A 16,811-nucleotide genomic window follows, 5' to 3' on the forward strand; every position below is an offset into this window, starting at 1 on the left:
ATAGCTACTAAAGGAACTTGAAAAAAGCATTAGATGAGTTATCTAACAAAGCTATTCAACAAATCAAAGATAATAAATATGGTTATGAATTAAAAGGAAAAGTCATCTATATAGGTCTAGCACATCATGGTAAAGATGTAAACATTAAATGGGAAAACAAAAGATAGTCTTATAAAGCTCGTTTTGTACGAGCTTTTAATATCTTATTATATTTTTTTGATTCCATTAAGAACAATCAGTCTGTATAGTTCGTTTTTCACAAGATTTACACAAGTATAATTTATAATATATCCTCAGAGAGGTTATGATAAGGAAAAAAATAGATCTTTATTTGATATATCTATATTATGCTTTAGAAGCTTGTCTTTATATCGGTTATAGACTTTGGACAATTTATGGATGCACAGAAAAAGGGGCTGGAGTTTATACTTTTTTAGTGATTTTGTTTAATTTTTATTCAACTTTATGTTTACTTTATGTAACATTACAGGCCTACATGCGAAGAAAAAAAATCTCAATTAATATAAAAAGAAATACAATTTTGTTATTAATGATTCTTCTTTTTGATTTGTTAGTTTATGGTTTTGATCGAATTTTAACAATGTTTTCAAACAATCCACAGTTTTATATGATTTGTTTTATGTGTTTAGCACATGCTAAAATTTATATAAGAGATAAAAGAAAACCTTTAAGAAATGAGGAATAGATGAAAAAATATAAAATTCTTTTTTTAATCAATTTTAAAAAAAGCACATAATATCAAGGAATTCCACGCTTCGTAGACATATTCTCTAGATGAAATGTTGTATCTTTTAAAGAAAGTTTTTAGTATGATAGGTGTAAGGGAGTTGTTTATATGGATAGTAAAAAAATTGGAAAAGTAATTGCAAAGAGAAGAAAAGAAAAAGGAATGACCCAAGGGGAACTGGCAGAAAGATTATCTGTTTCTAATAAGACAATTTCTAAATGGGAAACCGGGGCAGGGTTACCTGATATTTCGATTCTTGTTGATCTTGCAAGTGTTCTTGATATAAGTGTTGATGATTTATTGAAGGGAAAAGAAAATAAAGTTCAAAATATTCTATATGAGAAAAACTTTTTAATAAAAAAGAAATATTATAAAAAATATTTGAGAGATCATTATTTTGAAAGTAAGGCTTATTGGCTATTCAATTTTATAGGAATTATGTTTATTTTAGGGGGTTTTGCTTTTTTACCACTGCAACAATATATTCATCATTATGTAGATATTCTTGGTAAAAGTTTTATTGTTTTAGGAATTATTCTCATATTATTTCCTTTTATACAAATCTTTTTTAAAAGCAACACTTTTAAAGAACGTGAAGTCTTTTATACATTTAAAGATAATGGAATGATCTATCAAGAAGATGAAGAAGAAATCTTTTATAGTTTTCCACAATTTAAAAGAATCAATTATAAAGATTTTATACTTTTAAAGAAAGATCAAAAGATTTTATTCGTTGATCTTAATGATTTAGATCAATTAGAAAATGATATAAAAGAAACAAAGATCAAGAAGAGTTCATTTTTAATTTCTTTATTTACCAGTGTTATAGGTTGTTCATTATTGGTCTTACAACTTGGTTATTTAGTTATTTTAAAACGATTTGAATTTGAATATATTCATTCAATGAATCAAATTATATTTAATCTCATTATTTTATGTTGTTTTTTCATTAATTATTGTTTAATTAAGAAAAAGAAGATTAAGATTCAATATGCTTTAATAGGCTGTTTAGTATTTGTTGTAATTTCTATTTTTGGATTCCAGTATTTTCAAAAAGATGAAGAAATTTCATCTTTTTCTTCAAATTTAAAAAACAGAGCTGTTTTAAAATATGATGATAATGACCACCGTTTAGACATTTACCATTATACTTATTTATGCTTTGCTAGAAAAAGTGATACTGTTTCTACAGAAATAAAAGGTTATCATGGAAAATGGCTTACGAATGATTGCTATGTTTTTACTTATAATAACGAAGAAAATCAAAAGAAAGTGTATGTATCTACTTTTGGTGATCGCGGTGATGGAATTTCATATTTTAATATTTTTCCTACATTGCAAGGGGAATGGTTTAATAAAAATAACGGTGAAACAAAAACGTATCTTAAAGAAAATGCAGGACAATTAACTTTAAAAATAAAAAATAAAACGCAATATTTTGACGCAGATGAAACAAAACAAAATGGGACGATTGCTTTAACTTTATCTAAAGATGAAGAAGCTCAATATATTATTGCCTTAGATGAAAACTGTATTTTAAATGAGGATAATCTTTTAGATAAAAATGGAACAATTCAAATTTATAATCTTCAAAAAGATTCAAGTGTAACTCTTTATTGTGGGACCTATAAAGAAGATAAAAAAGAACAAGAAGAAATTGATAATGACTATCGAAAACAAGCTAAAGAGCTTGTTAATAAAATGGTTGCTTATTTGAAAAAAGACTCAACATTACCTGATTTTGATGATAGAGAATCTCTTTTCAAAGTTCCTTCATCATCCAATGACTTTTATGTTGTGACAAGAGATGCTTATTTTCATTCTTTAAAATTATTTAAACAGGATGAAGCACAAGAAACGGGGCAAATTAAACAAATCAAAGTTTTAGCGGGAGATATTAATGATTTCTATGTTGAAATGACCTATACATCGACAATTACCTATTTAGGTGAAACAGAAACCATGGATATTACATATCATTATCGTATAAAAAAGGGAAAGGATTGTTATTTGGTAGCCTTTGTTGGTTATCGTGTACCAGGGGATATTGGTTTAGTAAAGTGTGATCCTGTTATTGAAAAAGACGTTTCAACAAATGAAGATTATGCATATTCTGTAGGAGGACAGTAGAAATGAAAGATAAAAAGAAATGGATCATTGGAATAAGTGCCTGTGTTTTACTGATGGTTTCTGTGTTTTTTGTGTTTAATCAAGGGAAAAGTAATGAACAAGTTGTTACAGAGTATTTTGAACTTTTAAAAAAGAAAGATTATAAACAAATGTATCAAATGTTAAATTCCAAAACAGTGTATACACCTACACAAAAATACTTTGTTGAAAAATATAAAGAATTTTATGAAGAAATCGATGCAAAAAATATTCAAATAAAAATCTTAGATGAACAAGATAATGTCATTGAATATTTAATCTATATTGATACCCTTGCAGGAAGAATTACTTATCGAAATAAAGTAGGGGTCAAAAATGAACAAATCCAATTTAATAAAGAACTGATTATGGATGGTTACACTGATGGGTGCAAAATAAAAATAACAACATATAATCCTGAAAAAAGAGGACGCATTTTAGATAGAAATGGAAAAGTTCTTGCTGAAGATGGAAAAGGTTATTCTGTTGGACTTGTAAAAGGAAAACTAAATGGTGAAAATGATTATGGACAAATTGCACAGTATTTAGAAACAGATGTTGAAACCCTTCAAAAGAAAATGAGTGCATCTTGGATTAATGATGATTCTTTTGTACCTATCAAAACTGTTTCTGAAGCAACTAAAAACGATTTAATCAATAAGAATATTTTAGGTATCAACGGCGTTAAAATTTCGACAGTGAGTATTCGTACGTATCCTTACGATAAAGTGGCTTCACATATCGTAGGCTATGTTCAAAATGTTAATGCTGAAGATTTAAAAAAACATAAAAATGAAGGCTATAATTCGACTTCAGTCATTGGAAGAAGTGGAATTGAAGCAGCCTATGAAGAAAAGCTAAGAGGAATCACATCTGGTAAAATTGATCTGGTTGATAAAAATGATAAAGTTATTAAAGAACTTTGTCATAAAGAAGTTAAAATGAGTCCACAAGATATTACACTCACAATCGATATTGATTTACAACAAAGTCTTTATAATGAGTATCAAAATGATAAAAGTGCATCTGTTGCTCTCAATCCAAAAACAGGAGAAGTTTTAGCACTTGTATCAACACCATCCTATTCAAACAATGATTTTGTTTTAGGACTTTCAACAGATAAATGGAATGCTTTAAATAATGATGTCAACCAACCATTGATGAGTCGTTATAAACAAACCTATACACCGGGGTCATCCATGAAACCTATTACGGCAGCTATTGGGTTAGAAACAAAAGCCATTGATCCTGATAAAGATTTAGTGGCTAAGGATAAATGGCAAAAGGATTCAAGCTGGGGTAATTATTATGTAACAACATTACATGCTCCTTCACCTAATAATTTAAGGAATGCAATCACGTATTCTGATAATGTTTATTTTGCAAGAAGTGCGTTAAATATAGGAAAAGATAATTTATTTAAGTATTATAAAAACTTAAAGATTGTTGAAAAGATTCCTTTTGAACTTGCTTTAAATAAAAGTCAGTATATCAATAAAAATCAAAAAGTAAGTGATCAATTAATTGCAGATAGTGGTTATGGACAAGGACAAATTTTGATGAATCCACTTCAGCTTGCAAGTATCTATAGTGCTTTTGTTAATAATGGATCAATCTATCAGCCACATATAGTTCAAGGACAAACAAAAACATGGATTAAAAATGTTTTTTCAAAAGAGACAACAAAAACAATAAAAGAAGATCTTATTAATGTCATTGTGGATGAAAATGGAACAGGACATGCCATCTATCATGATCATGTCATTCTTGCAGGAAAAACAGGAACGGCAGAAATTAAACAAAGTCAAAGTGATACAACAGGAACAGAACTTGGTTGGTTTACAATCATGACGACAGATGAAAAACAACCTATTTTAATGACAACTGTTGTGGAAGATGTCAAAAATCGTGGTGGTAGTGGTTATGTTGTTGAACATACAAAAGCACCATTAGATTTATATTTATCTCAAGTAAGTGATTAACTAAATGAATAAAATTTCTAACGAAGTTTCATTCATTTTTTAAAGAAGGGAAGAAAATGGGAAAGTATCTTTTAAAGAAACTTGTGATTACTGAAACGCTTATGATTGGCATCGTTTCTTTATTTATAGTAATGAATTATTTTTCTAATAATACTATTTGGGATTTAATAATTCATGATGAACCTGAAGACGTATTACTTTATGAAAATAGGGATGCAACATCAAAAGCAAAGGTACAAATATATGAAAAATGGAGTTTATCATTGTTTGATAGACATATCCGTGTAGATATTACCTTTAATAATTTAGAAACATATAGCTATTCAACAGTATGTTATGCAAGTGAAAATCTTGATTTTAATAATACTCAAGATGTAAATGTTAAATGGAAAAGGTATATTCCATCAATTTATATGAGGAATCATCCAACGATGACAATCAGGTCTATAATACAAAAGGAGTAGCTATGAAATATAAAGTAAAGTTATTTATTTTTGGTGTGGAAACATTTATGATATTTTGTATTGTTTCTACAATGATTTTTACCCGTATTTATAATGGTTCCTATTTTTCGATTTTTCATCAATTTGATAAACAAGAGCATCTTATTTTAAAAAAGAAAATAAGTAATCGTGATTCTATTGTTATTTTTGAAAGAGGAGAACCAGTATTTTTTGAAAAGAATCATCTAGAAATAAGATTGAGTAATAGAATTGATGTGATAGATATTGATATTGATAATGCAGGAAAACCTTTAACAAAAAAGAATATAGATATTAATCAAAGACAAGATTTTATTGAAATAACAATCCATAAAAACGATGGAAAGACAATTGTTTATAAGCTTAATGAGGCGTTTAATAAATAAAAAATAGGATTCCATTAGGAATCCTATTAGTCTTTTAAAGGCTCTAAATCATGATTATAAAGTTCAATGTTGACTTCTTCTACGGTTTGTTTTTTTAACAAGCCATTTAATAGAATAAGATCTCTGGCATTATGTGGATATAAGTCACCTGCATTATTTAAAGATAATAAATGATTTGTTTCTTTTTGGGTTAAATTCATAGCAAGCGCTAAGCGATAGATTTTATCCTTTGCATTTTTTCCTTTTTCACCACGAATAATTTTATAAGCATATGTTCTTTCTAATCCTGATTTTCGTATAATATCGGCTTCTTTTAAATGGTATTTTTCAAATAAATGATGGATATATTCAGAAAAATCCATATCATGAATTTGTTTTAAAAGATCATCAATTTCTGCTTCATTTTTTAAAGAGTTTTCTATTTCTTCTGTTAAAATCATATCATCACCTAAAAATATGATATACTATATTTTACGGAGAGACAAGATATGACAGTTTTAGAATTGGAAGTAATTAAAGAAACACCACAAAAAAGAATTACATTAGTAAGAGAACTTGATAAAAGAACGATTTATATTAAAAAAGAACTAAAAGCATATAATAAAGAGGTTTGGAAAACTTTAAAAGAATTAGATCTTCAAGGAATACCTCACATTTATTCTTTAAAAGAAAATGAAGAAGAATTAGAAATTATTGAAGAATATATTTCTTGTAATACACTTGAGGATTGTTTAAAAGAAAGGTGTTTTTCACATGAAGAAGCCTATCAAATTACAAGACAATTATGTGTTATTTTAGATGTGTTACATAAACAAACACCACCAATCATTCATCGTGACATTAAACCAGAAAATATTTTTTATGATGGAAAGCACGTCTATCTTTTTGATTTCGACATTGCACGAAATTATCATGAAAATCAAAAAAGAGATACTACGGTTTTAGGAAGTCAAGGTTATGCTGCACCTGAACAGTTTGGTTTCTACCAAACGGATGCACGAAGTGATATTTATTCTTTAGGTGTTTTATATCATGTTTTACTCACTAATAATCTTCCTCGAGAATGTAATTATCATGGTTTTGAAAAAAATGTTATTGATAAGATGATTTCAATCGATCCTCATAAACGCTATCAAGATATGCAAGAAATTATACGACGTTTAGATCAATTATTTTATCAAAATAAACTTATTGAAAGAAAAGAACAAAATTATTGCTTACCTGGTTTTCGTAGTCATAAGATATGGAAAATGATTCTTGCAGTAATGGGATATGGTTTAGCGATTGAACTTGTTTCCACTTTTAAGATAGAAGGACAAGCTACTGTGTTAGATTATTTTGTTTATCGTATGATTTTGATTTTATGGTTTGTGATTACACTTGTTTTATCAACGAATTATTTATCATTAAGAGATTATTTGCCTTATTATAAAGGACAAAAAACATTGATTAAAGTAATATCAACTATTGTTTCTTGGTTTGTTTTAATGTTGGGTGTTCTTTTGGTTGGCACATTTTTTATCGCATTATTTAAGTAATGTGCCCTCACGGGGCACCTTTTTTTATACTTTTTTCGTTAAAATTCTTTTGTAGTCTATTTCTTATAAAGGAGGAAAGTTATGGATATAGAAGATTATCAAGAAAAAGATATATCAGGAAAAATTCTTTATTTAGCATCTTTATTTAAAGGTATCAAAGATCATTTAAAAATCTTAAATGAAATGGATGAACTCACAGGAGTTGAATCACAGATGTTTACGATTTTAAATGATTTGCAACTAGGAATTAATGAATTATGTATCTTGTATGAAAAAATAGAAAAATTAGAGAAATAGGCTTCTAAAGAAAGGAAGGGAAAATATGAAAATTTGGAAATTAGTAGCAGGAATTTTATCAATTATTTTTAGTGTGATTGTCTTTTTTCAATCAATGCTTGTTGGAACTGCAAATACACTTTCCTCAAATGGAGAAGTAGGGGGAAGTGCTGGCTTATTTGTTTCTATCTTTATGCTTTCAGGGGGGATTGTTTCAATTGTCGTAAGAAATAGCGAAAAAACTACAGGGAATATTGCTTTAGGTATTTTATTTGGTTTAGGAGCTTTCTTAGGCTTTAGCATGGCAGGAAGCTATAGCGATTTAAATATTTGGGCTGGTTGGTGTCTTATTAATATGGGACTTGCGATTGTATCATTTGTTAAACTAAGGAAGAGAGGTTATTAAGATGAAAAAGATATTAAGTATCTGTCTGGTTTTATTAACATCGTTTGCTTTATGTGCCTGCAGTAGTGAAGAAGGAAAAGAAACAAATAACCAGACAAAGACAGAAGAAAAAATCTATGGTGTTGGAGAAACAATAACATATAAAAAAGATGGTCAAGAACGTGTTCATTTCACTGTAAATTCAGTAAGCAATACAAGTGATCGTAATGAATTTGCGGATAGCCAACCAGAACAAGTCATTATCATTCATTATTCTTATGAAAATATAGCAAGTGAAGAAGATGTTTATTTTTCAAGCGTTAATTTTAAAGTAATTGATGAGGGTGGAAATGTTTGTGAAACCTACCCAGCATCTATTAATACGTATCCTCAAACGGCACCCATCGGGACCAAAAGCGAAGGAGAAGAAGCTTATGGTTTAAAGCAACAAAGTTCTAAAATTAAACTTGTTGTTGATTTGGATTATTTTGGAAATAAAGTGACTTATGAACTACCAATTCAATAATAAAGTATGAGTGTTTGGCAATCTGTAATAAGTATAAAATCGTAGTTTACTTATTTTAGGTTGCTTTTTGTATAAATTTTATTTTTTCAAATTCTTTAATTATTTTAAAAAGAGTTTCTATAGATTCTTGTTTACCATTTGTAATCCAATAGGTACAAATATTAAACAAAGAACCGTGATAATAACTAATAAAATAAAAAGCATGTTCGCGTATAAATTTATTTTTATAGTGCTGTGTATAACTGAGTACGATTTCTGTATTATATTTTGCAATAAGTTCTATAAGATTCCATTTTATAAGAACAAGTAATAATTTACTATTTTTATCAAAGAAAGAAATCATGTCTAGGATATGTTCATCACTATAGACATATTCTAATTGAGAGTATTTTTCTTTAAAAATCTGTTTATGTGCTCTTTGGTAAATATATTTAAGAACATCATCTAGATTATTGAAATTGTTATAAAAAGCAGTACGACTAATTTCAGCTTTTTTAGCAAGTTCTTTTATTGTAATTAAATCAAGTGGTTTGTTGTTTAACAATTCAATAAGTGCTTGCGATATTTGATTTTTTGTTTTGATAGCTTTATTCATAAAAAATCACCTCTCTTTTTTTATAACATAATCCTTACACATTGTCTAAATATGTTCATATTTATTTGTGAAAAATATATTTTAAAATATAATGAAATTATGGAGGAATGATTATATGAAAGATTATTTTGGTTATCAAGAAAAAGTTGTTATTGTTACAGGAGCTAGTTCTGGAATGGGAAAAGCGACAGCAGAAATATTGGTGGATTTAGGGGCAAAAGTATATGCACTTGATTGGAATGCATGTGATGTAAAAGGTATTGAAAAATTTGTACAGGTAGACTTATCAAAAAAAGATTCAATCAATCAAGCAATGAAGGAGTTACCAAAACATGTTGATTCATTTTTTGGCATAGCTGGAGTTTCTGGTATGAAAAATGATTTTATGACAACAGTAAGTATTGATTTTATTGCGAATAAATATATTTGTGAAGAATATCTTATTCATTCTATGACTGAAAATGGAACAATTGCTTTTATGACATCAACTGGTGGAAATGGTTGGGAAAAAGAAGAAAATAAAAAATATTATTTAGATGCTATTGCATCTGTTGGATGGGATGCTACGGTGGAATCCATCTTGAAAACAGGATTTCAATATTTACCTGGAACATTAGGATATCCTTTTGCAAAATTAGCAATGAATTATTATACAGCTTATTTACAAAAGAAATTTGCAAGTAAAAAAATTAGAGTAAATGCGGTATTGCCAGGATCAACAGATACAGGAATGAAAAATGAATTTACAGAAATGGCACATGGAGAAGAAGGTTTATTATCTCATTGTGGGTATGCAAATCGCTTAGCGTATTCAAAAGAAATGGCAGGTCCAATTGTATTTTTAAATAGCCAAATGGCTTCCTATGCTTCAGGTGTATTGATGGAAGTTGATTATGGAAATACAATAGAAGAAAGAGCAAGTATTAAACCAATTCAACAAGCAATTTCTTTAGAAGCTATTCATCAAATGATGCAACAACAAAGTGATAAATAAAAAAATAAGAAATAACTGTAAACGCTTACAAAAAAGTATTGTTTTTTCCTCTATGTGAATTTATAATTATATAGTATGGAGGAAGAAAATTATGGGAAGTACTGTCAAAAAAATTGCATTATTATCTGGGGGAGGAGATTGTCCAGGTTTAAACGCTGTTATTCGTACAATTACTAAAACAGCAATCTCTAAATATGGCTATGAAGTGATTGGTTTTGTTTATGGCTATAGAGGTTTATATCATAATAATTATGTGGAACTTACTGAAGAATCAGTAGAAGATATTTATAAAGAAGGAGGAACTATTTTATATAGTTCGAATAAAGATAATCTTTTTGATTATTTGGTAGATGATGGTCATGGTGGAAAAGTGAAGAAAGATGTTTCTGATGTGGCTGTTGAAAATTTAAAAAAAGATGGTGTTGATGTTCTTGTTATTTTAGGCGGCGATGGGACACTTACAAGTGCACGTGATTTTTCAAGAAAAGGTGTTAATGTCATTGGAGTTCCTAAAACAATGGACAATGATCTTGCAAGTACAGATGTTACTTATGGATTTATTTCAGCAATGTCGGTAGGTACAGAATTTATTGATCGTTTACAAACAACAGCTAAATCACATCATCGTGTTATTTGTTGCGAATTAATGGGACGTGATGCAGGATGGATTACTTTATATGCAGGTCTTGCAGGAAATGCCGGTGTATGTTTGATTCCAGAAATTCCATTTACAATTGAAAATGTTGCAAGAGCAATTAAAAAACGTGATGAAATGGGATTACCTTATACTGTTGTTGCTGTTGCTGAAGGAGCTAAATATGCAGACGGAACAAAAGTCATTGGTAAAATCGTAGAAGATAGTCCAGATCCTGTACGCTATTCTGGACTTGCTGCAAAAGTAGCGGATGATCTTGAAAAAGTAATTCCAAATCATGAAGTACGTTCGGTTAATCCAGGACATATTATTCGTGGAGGAGATATTTCAGCTTATGATCGCATCTTATCAATCCGTTATGGAGTGGCTGCAGTTGAACTTATTAATGAAGGTAAGTTTGGTAATGTGGTTACAATCAATGGTGATAAAATGGGATATACTTCATTAGAAGAAGTAATCGGAGCTGCGAAGATTGGTCAACAAAAACATGTTGATCCAAATGGTGAACTTGTTAAAGCGGCTAAAGCAATTGGTGTTTCATTTGGTGATGAATAATAAAAAAGCCCAGCGATGGGCTTTTACTCTGTAATATCATTAACAGGGCTATGTAAAGGATGGCGGACATCGTTTTCTTTATCATAGCTTATTTTATTTTGAATATTTGTTTCATAATCTTTTTTGAATAAACAAGAAAAGATTACATTTAATAAATATTCAATCGATGTTTGTGAAGCAAAAGGAGCAATCTTGGTAAAAATCTTTTCTCTTGAACCAATATTTAAAATATAATTGGCATAATGGGAAAGACGATTATCGCCAACAGAAGTTAAAACAATGATAGGAGTTTTCTTTTCTTTTAAAATTTCAGCAATTTTAATAAGTTCATTGGTTTCACCAGAATAAGAAATAATCATCGCAATTTTATTTTTATTGGAATTATAAGACATAAAGACTTGTTCTCCAGCGAGCATCTTTAAATTGACATTTCTTTGTATTCGCATCATTTTATGTTGGAAAGACATAGCTGCAAGTAATGAATTTCCTGTTCCATAGATATCGACATCTTTGTTTTGATCAAGTAGTTCCACAATTTGATGAAGTTGCTCAAAATCAATAAGCTGTATTGTTTCAGCAATTACTTCTTGATTTAAACTAGCGAGTTTATAAGCAATCATAGAATCATTATCTTCTTCATTGAAAGGAAAATTGACATCAATACGATCGGTGTGAGCTAAATCGAATTGTAATTCGGCAGAATATTTTATTTTAAAATCACCATAGCCTTTTAATCCTAATTTATGGCAAAGTCTTACAATTGTGGCAGGAGATGTATAGGTTTTTTTTGCAAGTTCTTTAATTGAAAGACTTAGAACTTTTTCTCCTTCGTTTAAAATATAGTGAGCGATTTCTTTTTCAGAATGGGAGAAATCAAGCTCAAATTCTAGTTGTGTCATTATACTCATTTTTATCACCGTTTTTAGTATAACATGAAACAAAGTTTCATGAAATGGCTTTTATTTAAATTAAATATGAAACATTATAAAAAGGAAAGTTGAAGATATTTACTTTCAAGAAGAGATGATTAAAATGTTAGGTGGATATAAAAGAAGGAGAACATTTTATGGAAAGAAAATTACCAAAAGATTTTTATTGGGGTGGATCAGTTTCATCATTCCAAACAGAAGGACATAGAAATGAAGGCGGAAAAGGATTATGTGTTTATGATGTAAGACCAATGAATCCTGAATTTTCAGATTGGAACGATGCTATTGATGAATATACTCGTTATGATGAAGATATTGCATTAATGAAAGGGATGGGATTCAACTTTTATCGTTTCTCTATTTGTTGGTCTCGTATTATTCCTAATGGAACATTAGATGAACCAGTAAATGAAGAAGGAGTTAAATTCTATAGTGATTTAATTGATAAATTATTAGCTGCAGGTATTGAACCAATGATTACATTAGTTCATTTTGATATGCCTTATCATTTAGTAAAAGAATATAATGGATTTGCCTCACGTTATGTTGTAGATTGTTTTGAAAGATATGCAAAAGTTTGTATTGAAAGATTTGGGGACCGTGTTAAACATTGGATGTCATTCAACGAACAAAACTTACACAGTATGATGTTACGTGTTTCTAATGCTGAAGTTATTCCTGAAGGCGTTAGTTATCCAAAACACTTATATCAAGTAAACCACAATGTTATGATGGCTCACTGTAAAGCGGTTCGTGCTTTAAGACAAATGCAACCAGATGCTAAATTCTGTGGAATGGGAGCTATTACAAATATCTATGCTTATGAAAATAGTCCAGAAAATAATTTCTTTGCAACAAAAGGATATAATTTATTAAATGGTTTCTTAGTTGATACATTTGCTCAAGGTAAATATCCTGATTACTGGAACGCTTATCTTGAAAACAGAGGATGGATGCCTACTTTTGAAGAAGGTGACGAAGAATTATTAAAATATACTGTTGATTATATTGCTTTCTCTTACTATCGTTCAAATACTGTTAAAGCAGGTGAATTTGATTATGAAAGACCTGCTCATGAATGTGTTAACGAAAAACAAATTAAAAACCCACATTGTAAAGCAAATGAATGGGATTGGGAAATCGACCCAATTGGATTTAGATGGACATTAAATGATTTACATCATAGAACTGGACTTCCAGTATTTGTACTTGAAAATGGTATTGGTTGGCGTGAAGATATGAGTCAAGAAGAAATAGATCAAATGTTAGCTGAAGGTCGTACTATCGAAGATGATTATCGTATTAATTATCATAGAGATCATATCAAAGAAATGGAAAATGCAATCTTTGAAGATGGTGTTGATTGTTTAGGGTATATTACTTGGGGACCAATTGATATTCTTGCAAGTATGTGTAATATGGATAAACGTTATGGATTCGTTTATGTAAATAGAACAAATAAAGATTTAAGAGATATGAAACGTATTCCTAAAAAATCATATCAATGGATTAAAAAAGCTTTCGAATCAAACGGTGCTGATTTAGATTAATTTATAATATAATTTTGTAAAAAGGGAAAATAGAAATATTTTCTCTTTTTTGTTATAATGACAAAAACGGAGGTTATTCTATGAGAGTCATCGATTATCACATGCATACACATTTTTCGGGAGACAGCGAAGCGAATCCTAGAGAACATGTTTTACAAGCTATAAAAATGAATTTAGATGAAATTTGTTTTACTGATCATCGTGATTTTAATTATCCCATTGATTCGTTTGAATTAGATGTTGAAAATTATTATCAAACAATTCAAGCTTTAAAAGAAGAATTTAAAGATCAAATCACGATTAAATGGGGAATTGAAATGGGATTAGATTTGGAGCATCAAGAAGAAATTGAAAAGCTTATTCAAAGTTATCCTTTTGATTTTGTTATTGGTTCGATTCATGTTATCCACCATACAGAATTTTATTATGGAGAGTTCTTTAAAGGAAAAACCAAAGAAGAAGCACATCGAGAATTCTTTGAAGAAACATTAAAATGTGTAAAAGCTTTTGATTGTTTTAACGTTTTAGGACATTTGGATTATATTGTTCGTTATGGTCCTTACCAAGATAAAACAGTGGATCATGCAAAATACCAAGATATTATTGATGAAATCTTTAAAACATTAATAAAAAAAGGAAAAGGTATAGAAGTTAATACATCAGGGTATAAAGATTTAAAAATATGTGGTTTTCCAAATTATGAACAAGTTCAACGCTACTATGATTTAGGGGGACGCATTATTACAATTGGAACGGATAGTCATACTAGTGATCGTGTTGGAGAAAACTGTTTAACGGTTGCTAAAAAATATCAAGAAATTGGTTTTGAAGATGTTTCAACATTTACGGGTAGAGTTAAAGATTAAAGGGAATGTGTTCTTTTTTTTAAGATATGGTATAATATAGAAACAAAAGGAGAAAGAATTATGGAGTTATATACAAAAGAAAGTTTAAAAGAAGTTATTGAAAAATCAAAAGATGAATTTTATATGCCAAAAGCATTATTTGATCACTATAAAAATTTACGTTTAGAAACAAAACTTGCTTATGTTTCAATATTAGAAACTATGAAAAATAAAGCAGTTTATACAACAGAAAATCTTGCTTATGTTAAAGTGGATAATCCACAAATCCAAGCAAATCTCGCAGAACTTGCAAATAAAGAAGTAGATCAAGAAAAAGTAAACAAATATCTTAAAGAACTAGAAGAAGTAGAACTTATAAAGGTAGATAAACAAAATATCTTTGTTTATGATGTTTTATCATGATCAATTATCTTGTTAAGAAATTTATAGATGATTATGATGACTATAAAAATCAAAGAGTACGACAAGCTTATGGAACGTTATGTTCCATTTTGTCGATTATATGCAATATTATTTTAGTTATTTTCAAAATAACAATAGGTCTCTTTGTTCATTCTGTAGCAATTCAAGCAGATGCTTTAAACAACCTATCTGATGTTGGAAGCAATCTCGCATCCTTATTTGGTTTCAAACTTGCTAATAAACATCCTGATAACGATCATCCTTATGGACATGGACGTTATGAATATATTGCAGGAATGATTATTGCCTTTTTGATTTTAGTTGTAGGTATTCAATCATTGAAAGAATCAGTTGTTAAAATATTTGTTCCTGAAAAAGTCACTTTTTCAATTGTGGCGGTAATTATTTTAGTCGTTTCTATTTTTATTAAATTATGGATGTATTATTTTAATCATCAAATAGGAAATAAAATAGATTCTTCATCTTTAAAAGCAGCAGGACAAGATAGTCTAAATGATGTTGTCACGACATTTGCGACACTCGTTGCTTTATTACTTACTTTGATTACCGATTTACCAGTAGATGGTATTATTGGGACTATTGTTTCTATCATTGTTATTCTTGCAGGAATCAATGTGTTTAAAGATACAATCAATCCTTTACTAGGACTTGCACCAGATAAAGCCTTAATTGATAGTATTGAACATTTTATTATGTCTTATGAAAAACCTTTAGGAATTCATGATTTAATGATGCACGATTATGGTCCAGGAAGGATGTTTATGACACTTCATGTAGAAGTAGACAGTCGCGAAGATATTATGAAGATTCATGAAGAAATTGATGATATCGAAAGAGCTATCCAAGAAAAATATCATATTCATACAACCATTCATTATGATCCTGTAGATATTCATAATCCACAGTTACTTGCTTTAAAACAACAAGTTTTAGAAATTGTTCAACATATTAATGAAAATTATTCGATTCATGATTTTCGTATGGTCCCAGGGAAAAATCATACAAATTTAATTTTTGATGTATTAATTCCTGCAAATGATCAAATTAGTCATCAAATTTTAAAAAATATGATTAGTGCACAAGTTAAACAAATAAATGATGAATACCATTGTGTTATTGAAATTGATCATGCTTTTGTCTAAGAGGAGGAGAAATCCTCTTTTTATAATATTGATATTATAATTAGGAGAAGAAAATGGAAAATATTGTAAAAGAAATTTGGGATGAAGTAAAAATGAAAGGAAATATAGTACAAGGAATATATGCTATTGAAAAAGTGTTTTTGGTCTTTATTTTAAGCATGTTCATTATGCCAACAACAATTGATATAGAAAAAATAGATATTTTGCGACAATTTTTTTCTATTTTTAATTATGTTAATGAGTTAAAAAATACAAATTTAATAGTTTTTGGTCCAACTGCTTGTCTTGCTTTGTATATAGTTACAAGATATGTATATTTGAAAATAATTAAATATTTTTGTTATGATGGTGACGAATTAAAACAGTGCATAGCTATATTTATTACAATTGAAAATGTGATAGAACTTATAGGAACGATTCTTATGTTTTTGTTTTTGTTAGAGGTTACAATACAATATTATTACACCAAAACTATATGTGTGGAACTTTTTGCAATACTCAATTATGTTGGGTTTATCATAACCATTTTGAATGATACTTTAGAAAACTATTATAGAAAAATAAAAAATTTAATTTTTAAATAAGTAATTTGTTTCGGATTTTTTGTTAATACAATAATGATTGTAAGGGT

At 28.7% G+C, this 16,811-nt stretch carries 20 protein-coding genes; 17 read left to right on the top strand and 3 right to left on the bottom strand.

Annotation, left to right across the window (positions count from 1 at the left end):
* Positions 1 to 17: 17 nt before the first annotated feature.
* The 6 genes from C7U55_RS13545 (at position 18) to C7U55_RS08240 (ending at position 5,746) form a co-directional block, all read left to right on the top strand.
* Positions 18 to 167, top strand: a complete 150-nt coding sequence (locus C7U55_RS13545) for a hypothetical protein (RefSeq protein ID WP_155522381.1) — start codon at positions 18 to 20, stop codon at positions 165 to 167.
* 137 nt (positions 168 to 304) lie between these two features.
* Positions 305 to 706, top strand: a complete 402-nt coding sequence (locus C7U55_RS08220) for a hypothetical protein (protein WP_106988145.1) — start codon at positions 305 to 307, stop codon at positions 704 to 706.
* A 150-nt stretch (positions 707 to 856) separates the two neighbouring features.
* Complete coding sequence (locus tag C7U55_RS08225) at positions 857 to 2,878, top strand: helix-turn-helix domain-containing protein (protein ID WP_106988146.1); 2,022 nt, start codon at positions 857 to 859, stop codon at positions 2,876 to 2,878.
* A 2-nt stretch (positions 2,879 to 2,880) separates the two neighbouring features.
* Positions 2,881 to 4,878, top strand: a complete 1,998-nt coding sequence (locus tag C7U55_RS08230) for a penicillin-binding transpeptidase domain-containing protein (protein ID WP_106988147.1) — start codon at positions 2,881 to 2,883, stop codon at positions 4,876 to 4,878.
* 56 nt (positions 4,879 to 4,934) lie between these two features.
* Positions 4,935 to 5,342: a hypothetical protein gene (locus tag C7U55_RS08235; protein WP_106988148.1), complete on the top strand. Its 408-nt coding sequence runs from the start codon at positions 4,935 to 4,937 to the stop codon at positions 5,340 to 5,342.
* Between the two features lie 2 nt (positions 5,343 to 5,344).
* A complete protein-coding gene (locus tag C7U55_RS08240; protein WP_106988149.1) occupies positions 5,345 to 5,746 on the top strand; it encodes a hypothetical protein in 402 nt (133 codons plus the stop codon).
* A gap of 26 nt (positions 5,747 to 5,772) precedes the next feature.
* On the opposite strand, the gene C7U55_RS08245 is transcribed toward C7U55_RS08240, so the two are convergent.
* A complete protein-coding gene (locus C7U55_RS08245) occupies positions 5,773 to 6,186 on the bottom strand; it encodes a hypothetical protein (protein ID WP_106988150.1) in 414 nt (137 codons plus the stop codon).
* A 48-nt stretch (positions 6,187 to 6,234) separates the two neighbouring features.
* Between C7U55_RS08245 and C7U55_RS08250 the strand changes: the two genes are divergently transcribed.
* The 4 genes from C7U55_RS08250 (at position 6,235) to C7U55_RS08265 (ending at position 8,471) form a co-directional block, all read left to right on the top strand.
* Positions 6,235 to 7,284, top strand: a complete 1,050-nt coding sequence (locus C7U55_RS08250) for a serine/threonine protein kinase (RefSeq protein ID WP_106988151.1) — start codon at positions 6,235 to 6,237, stop codon at positions 7,282 to 7,284.
* 81 nt (positions 7,285 to 7,365) lie between these two features.
* Positions 7,366 to 7,581: a hypothetical protein gene (locus C7U55_RS08255; RefSeq protein ID WP_106988152.1), complete on the top strand. Its 216-nt coding sequence runs from the start codon at positions 7,366 to 7,368 to the stop codon at positions 7,579 to 7,581.
* A 25-nt stretch (positions 7,582 to 7,606) separates the two neighbouring features.
* The gene (locus tag C7U55_RS08260) at positions 7,607 to 7,966 is read left to right on the top strand and encodes a hypothetical protein (RefSeq protein ID WP_106988153.1); all 360 of its coding nucleotides are present in this window, start codon (positions 7,607 to 7,609) and stop codon (positions 7,964 to 7,966) included.
* A 1-nt stretch (position 7,967) separates the two neighbouring features.
* Complete coding sequence (locus tag C7U55_RS08265) at positions 7,968 to 8,471, top strand: DUF4352 domain-containing protein (protein WP_106988154.1); 504 nt, start codon at positions 7,968 to 7,970, stop codon at positions 8,469 to 8,471.
* Between the two features lie 55 nt (positions 8,472 to 8,526).
* Here C7U55_RS08265 and C7U55_RS08270 read toward each other — a convergent pair whose 3' ends face one another.
* Entirely contained in the window at positions 8,527 to 9,066 is a 540-nt protein-coding gene (locus C7U55_RS08270) for a TetR/AcrR family transcriptional regulator (RefSeq protein ID WP_106988155.1), read from the bottom strand.
* Positions 9,067 to 9,181: 115 nt separating this feature from the next.
* Between C7U55_RS08270 and C7U55_RS08275 the strand changes: the two genes are divergently transcribed.
* Positions 9,182 to 10,060 carry an SDR family oxidoreductase gene (locus C7U55_RS08275; protein WP_162297430.1) on the top strand — a complete coding sequence of 293 codons (879 nt, stop codon included), beginning with the start codon at positions 9,182 to 9,184 and terminating at the stop codon, positions 10,058 to 10,060.
* 91 nt (positions 10,061 to 10,151) lie between these two features.
* A complete protein-coding gene (locus tag C7U55_RS08280; RefSeq protein ID WP_106988157.1) occupies positions 10,152 to 11,270 on the top strand; it encodes a 6-phosphofructokinase in 1,119 nt (372 codons plus the stop codon).
* 23 nt (positions 11,271 to 11,293) lie between these two features.
* Here the strand turns inward: C7U55_RS08280 and C7U55_RS08285 are convergent, their stop codons facing one another.
* The gene (locus tag C7U55_RS08285; protein WP_106988158.1) at positions 11,294 to 12,178 is read right to left on the bottom strand and encodes a MurR/RpiR family transcriptional regulator; all 885 of its coding nucleotides are present in this window, start codon (positions 12,176 to 12,178) and stop codon (positions 11,294 to 11,296) included.
* 158 nt (positions 12,179 to 12,336) lie between these two features.
* On the opposite strand from C7U55_RS08285, the gene C7U55_RS08290 reads away from it, so the two are divergent.
* The 5 genes from C7U55_RS08290 to C7U55_RS08310 all read left to right on the top strand — a co-directional run bounded on the left by C7U55_RS08290 (position 12,337) and on the right by C7U55_RS08310 (position 16,764).
* On the top strand, positions 12,337 to 13,749 hold the full coding sequence (locus tag C7U55_RS08290) for a glycoside hydrolase family 1 protein (protein WP_106988159.1): 1,413 nt from the start codon (positions 12,337 to 12,339) through the stop codon (positions 13,747 to 13,749).
* Positions 13,750 to 13,829: 80 nt separating this feature from the next.
* The gene (locus C7U55_RS08295; RefSeq protein WP_106988160.1) at positions 13,830 to 14,615 is read left to right on the top strand and encodes a histidinol-phosphatase HisJ family protein; all 786 of its coding nucleotides are present in this window, start codon (positions 13,830 to 13,832) and stop codon (positions 14,613 to 14,615) included.
* Positions 14,616 to 14,675: 60 nt separating this feature from the next.
* The gene (locus C7U55_RS08300; protein WP_106988161.1) at positions 14,676 to 15,017 is read left to right on the top strand and encodes a hypothetical protein; all 342 of its coding nucleotides are present in this window, start codon (positions 14,676 to 14,678) and stop codon (positions 15,015 to 15,017) included.
* Positions 15,014 to 16,180, top strand: coding sequence for a cation diffusion facilitator family transporter (locus C7U55_RS08305; RefSeq protein ID WP_106988162.1), 1,167 nt, complete (start codon positions 15,014 to 15,016; stop codon positions 16,178 to 16,180). Before C7U55_RS08300 ends, C7U55_RS08305 begins: the two co-directional genes overlap by 4 nt.
* Positions 16,181 to 16,233: 53 nt before the next feature.
* Positions 16,234 to 16,764 (top strand): hypothetical protein, encoded by a 531-nt coding sequence (locus C7U55_RS08310; RefSeq protein WP_106988163.1) that lies wholly within the window; start codon positions 16,234 to 16,236, stop codon positions 16,762 to 16,764.
* Positions 16,765 to 16,811: the final 47 nt, after the last annotated feature.

Origin of the sequence: Faecalibacillus faecis (assembly GCF_003024675.1) — a bacterium.
In the GTDB taxonomy this organism is placed as follows: Bacteria; Bacillota_I; Bacilli_A; order Erysipelotrichales; family Coprobacillaceae; genus Faecalibacillus; species Faecalibacillus faecis.

Bases quoted from the DNA above. Each gene is read 5' to 3' on its own strand.
- C7U55_RS08290 (WP_106988159.1), top strand. From the start codon at position 12,337: ATGGAAAGAAAATTACCAAAAGATTTTTATTGGGGTGGATCAGTTTCA.
- C7U55_RS08275 (WP_162297430.1), top strand. From the start codon at position 9,182: ATGAAAGATTATTTTGGTTATCAAGAAAAAGTTGTTATTGTTACAGGA.
- C7U55_RS08235 (WP_106988148.1), top strand. From the start codon at position 4,935: ATGGGAAAGTATCTTTTAAAGAAACTTGTGATTACTGAAACGCTTATG.
- C7U55_RS08285 (WP_106988158.1), bottom strand. From the start codon at position 12,178: ATGAGTATAATGACACAACTAGAATTTGAGCTTGATTTCTCCCATTCT.
- C7U55_RS08295 (WP_106988160.1), top strand. From the start codon at position 13,830: ATGAGAGTCATCGATTATCACATGCATACACATTTTTCGGGAGACAGC.
- C7U55_RS08245 (WP_106988150.1), bottom strand. From the start codon at position 6,186: ATGATTTTAACAGAAGAAATAGAAAACTCTTTAAAAAATGAAGCAGAA.
- C7U55_RS08300 (WP_106988161.1), top strand. From the start codon at position 14,676: ATGGAGTTATATACAAAAGAAAGTTTAAAAGAAGTTATTGAAAAATCA.
- C7U55_RS08305 (WP_106988162.1), top strand. From the start codon at position 15,014: ATGATCAATTATCTTGTTAAGAAATTTATAGATGATTATGATGACTAT.
- C7U55_RS08240 (WP_106988149.1), top strand. From the start codon at position 5,345: ATGAAATATAAAGTAAAGTTATTTATTTTTGGTGTGGAAACATTTATG.
- C7U55_RS08270 (WP_106988155.1), bottom strand. From the start codon at position 9,066: ATGAATAAAGCTATCAAAACAAAAAATCAAATATCGCAAGCACTTATT.
- C7U55_RS08265 (WP_106988154.1), top strand. From the start codon at position 7,968: ATGAAAAAGATATTAAGTATCTGTCTGGTTTTATTAACATCGTTTGCT.
- C7U55_RS08220 (WP_106988145.1), top strand. From the start codon at position 305: ATGATAAGGAAAAAAATAGATCTTTATTTGATATATCTATATTATGCT.
- C7U55_RS08225 (WP_106988146.1), top strand. From the start codon at position 857: ATGGATAGTAAAAAAATTGGAAAAGTAATTGCAAAGAGAAGAAAAGAA.
- C7U55_RS08230 (WP_106988147.1), top strand. From the start codon at position 2,881: ATGAAAGATAAAAAGAAATGGATCATTGGAATAAGTGCCTGTGTTTTA.
- C7U55_RS08280 (WP_106988157.1), top strand. From the start codon at position 10,152: ATGGGAAGTACTGTCAAAAAAATTGCATTATTATCTGGGGGAGGAGAT.
- C7U55_RS08250 (WP_106988151.1), top strand. From the start codon at position 6,235: ATGACAGTTTTAGAATTGGAAGTAATTAAAGAAACACCACAAAAAAGA.
- C7U55_RS08260 (WP_106988153.1), top strand. From the start codon at position 7,607: ATGAAAATTTGGAAATTAGTAGCAGGAATTTTATCAATTATTTTTAGT.
- C7U55_RS08310 (WP_106988163.1), top strand. From the start codon at position 16,234: ATGGAAAATATTGTAAAAGAAATTTGGGATGAAGTAAAAATGAAAGGA.
- C7U55_RS08255 (WP_106988152.1), top strand. From the start codon at position 7,366: ATGGATATAGAAGATTATCAAGAAAAAGATATATCAGGAAAAATTCTT.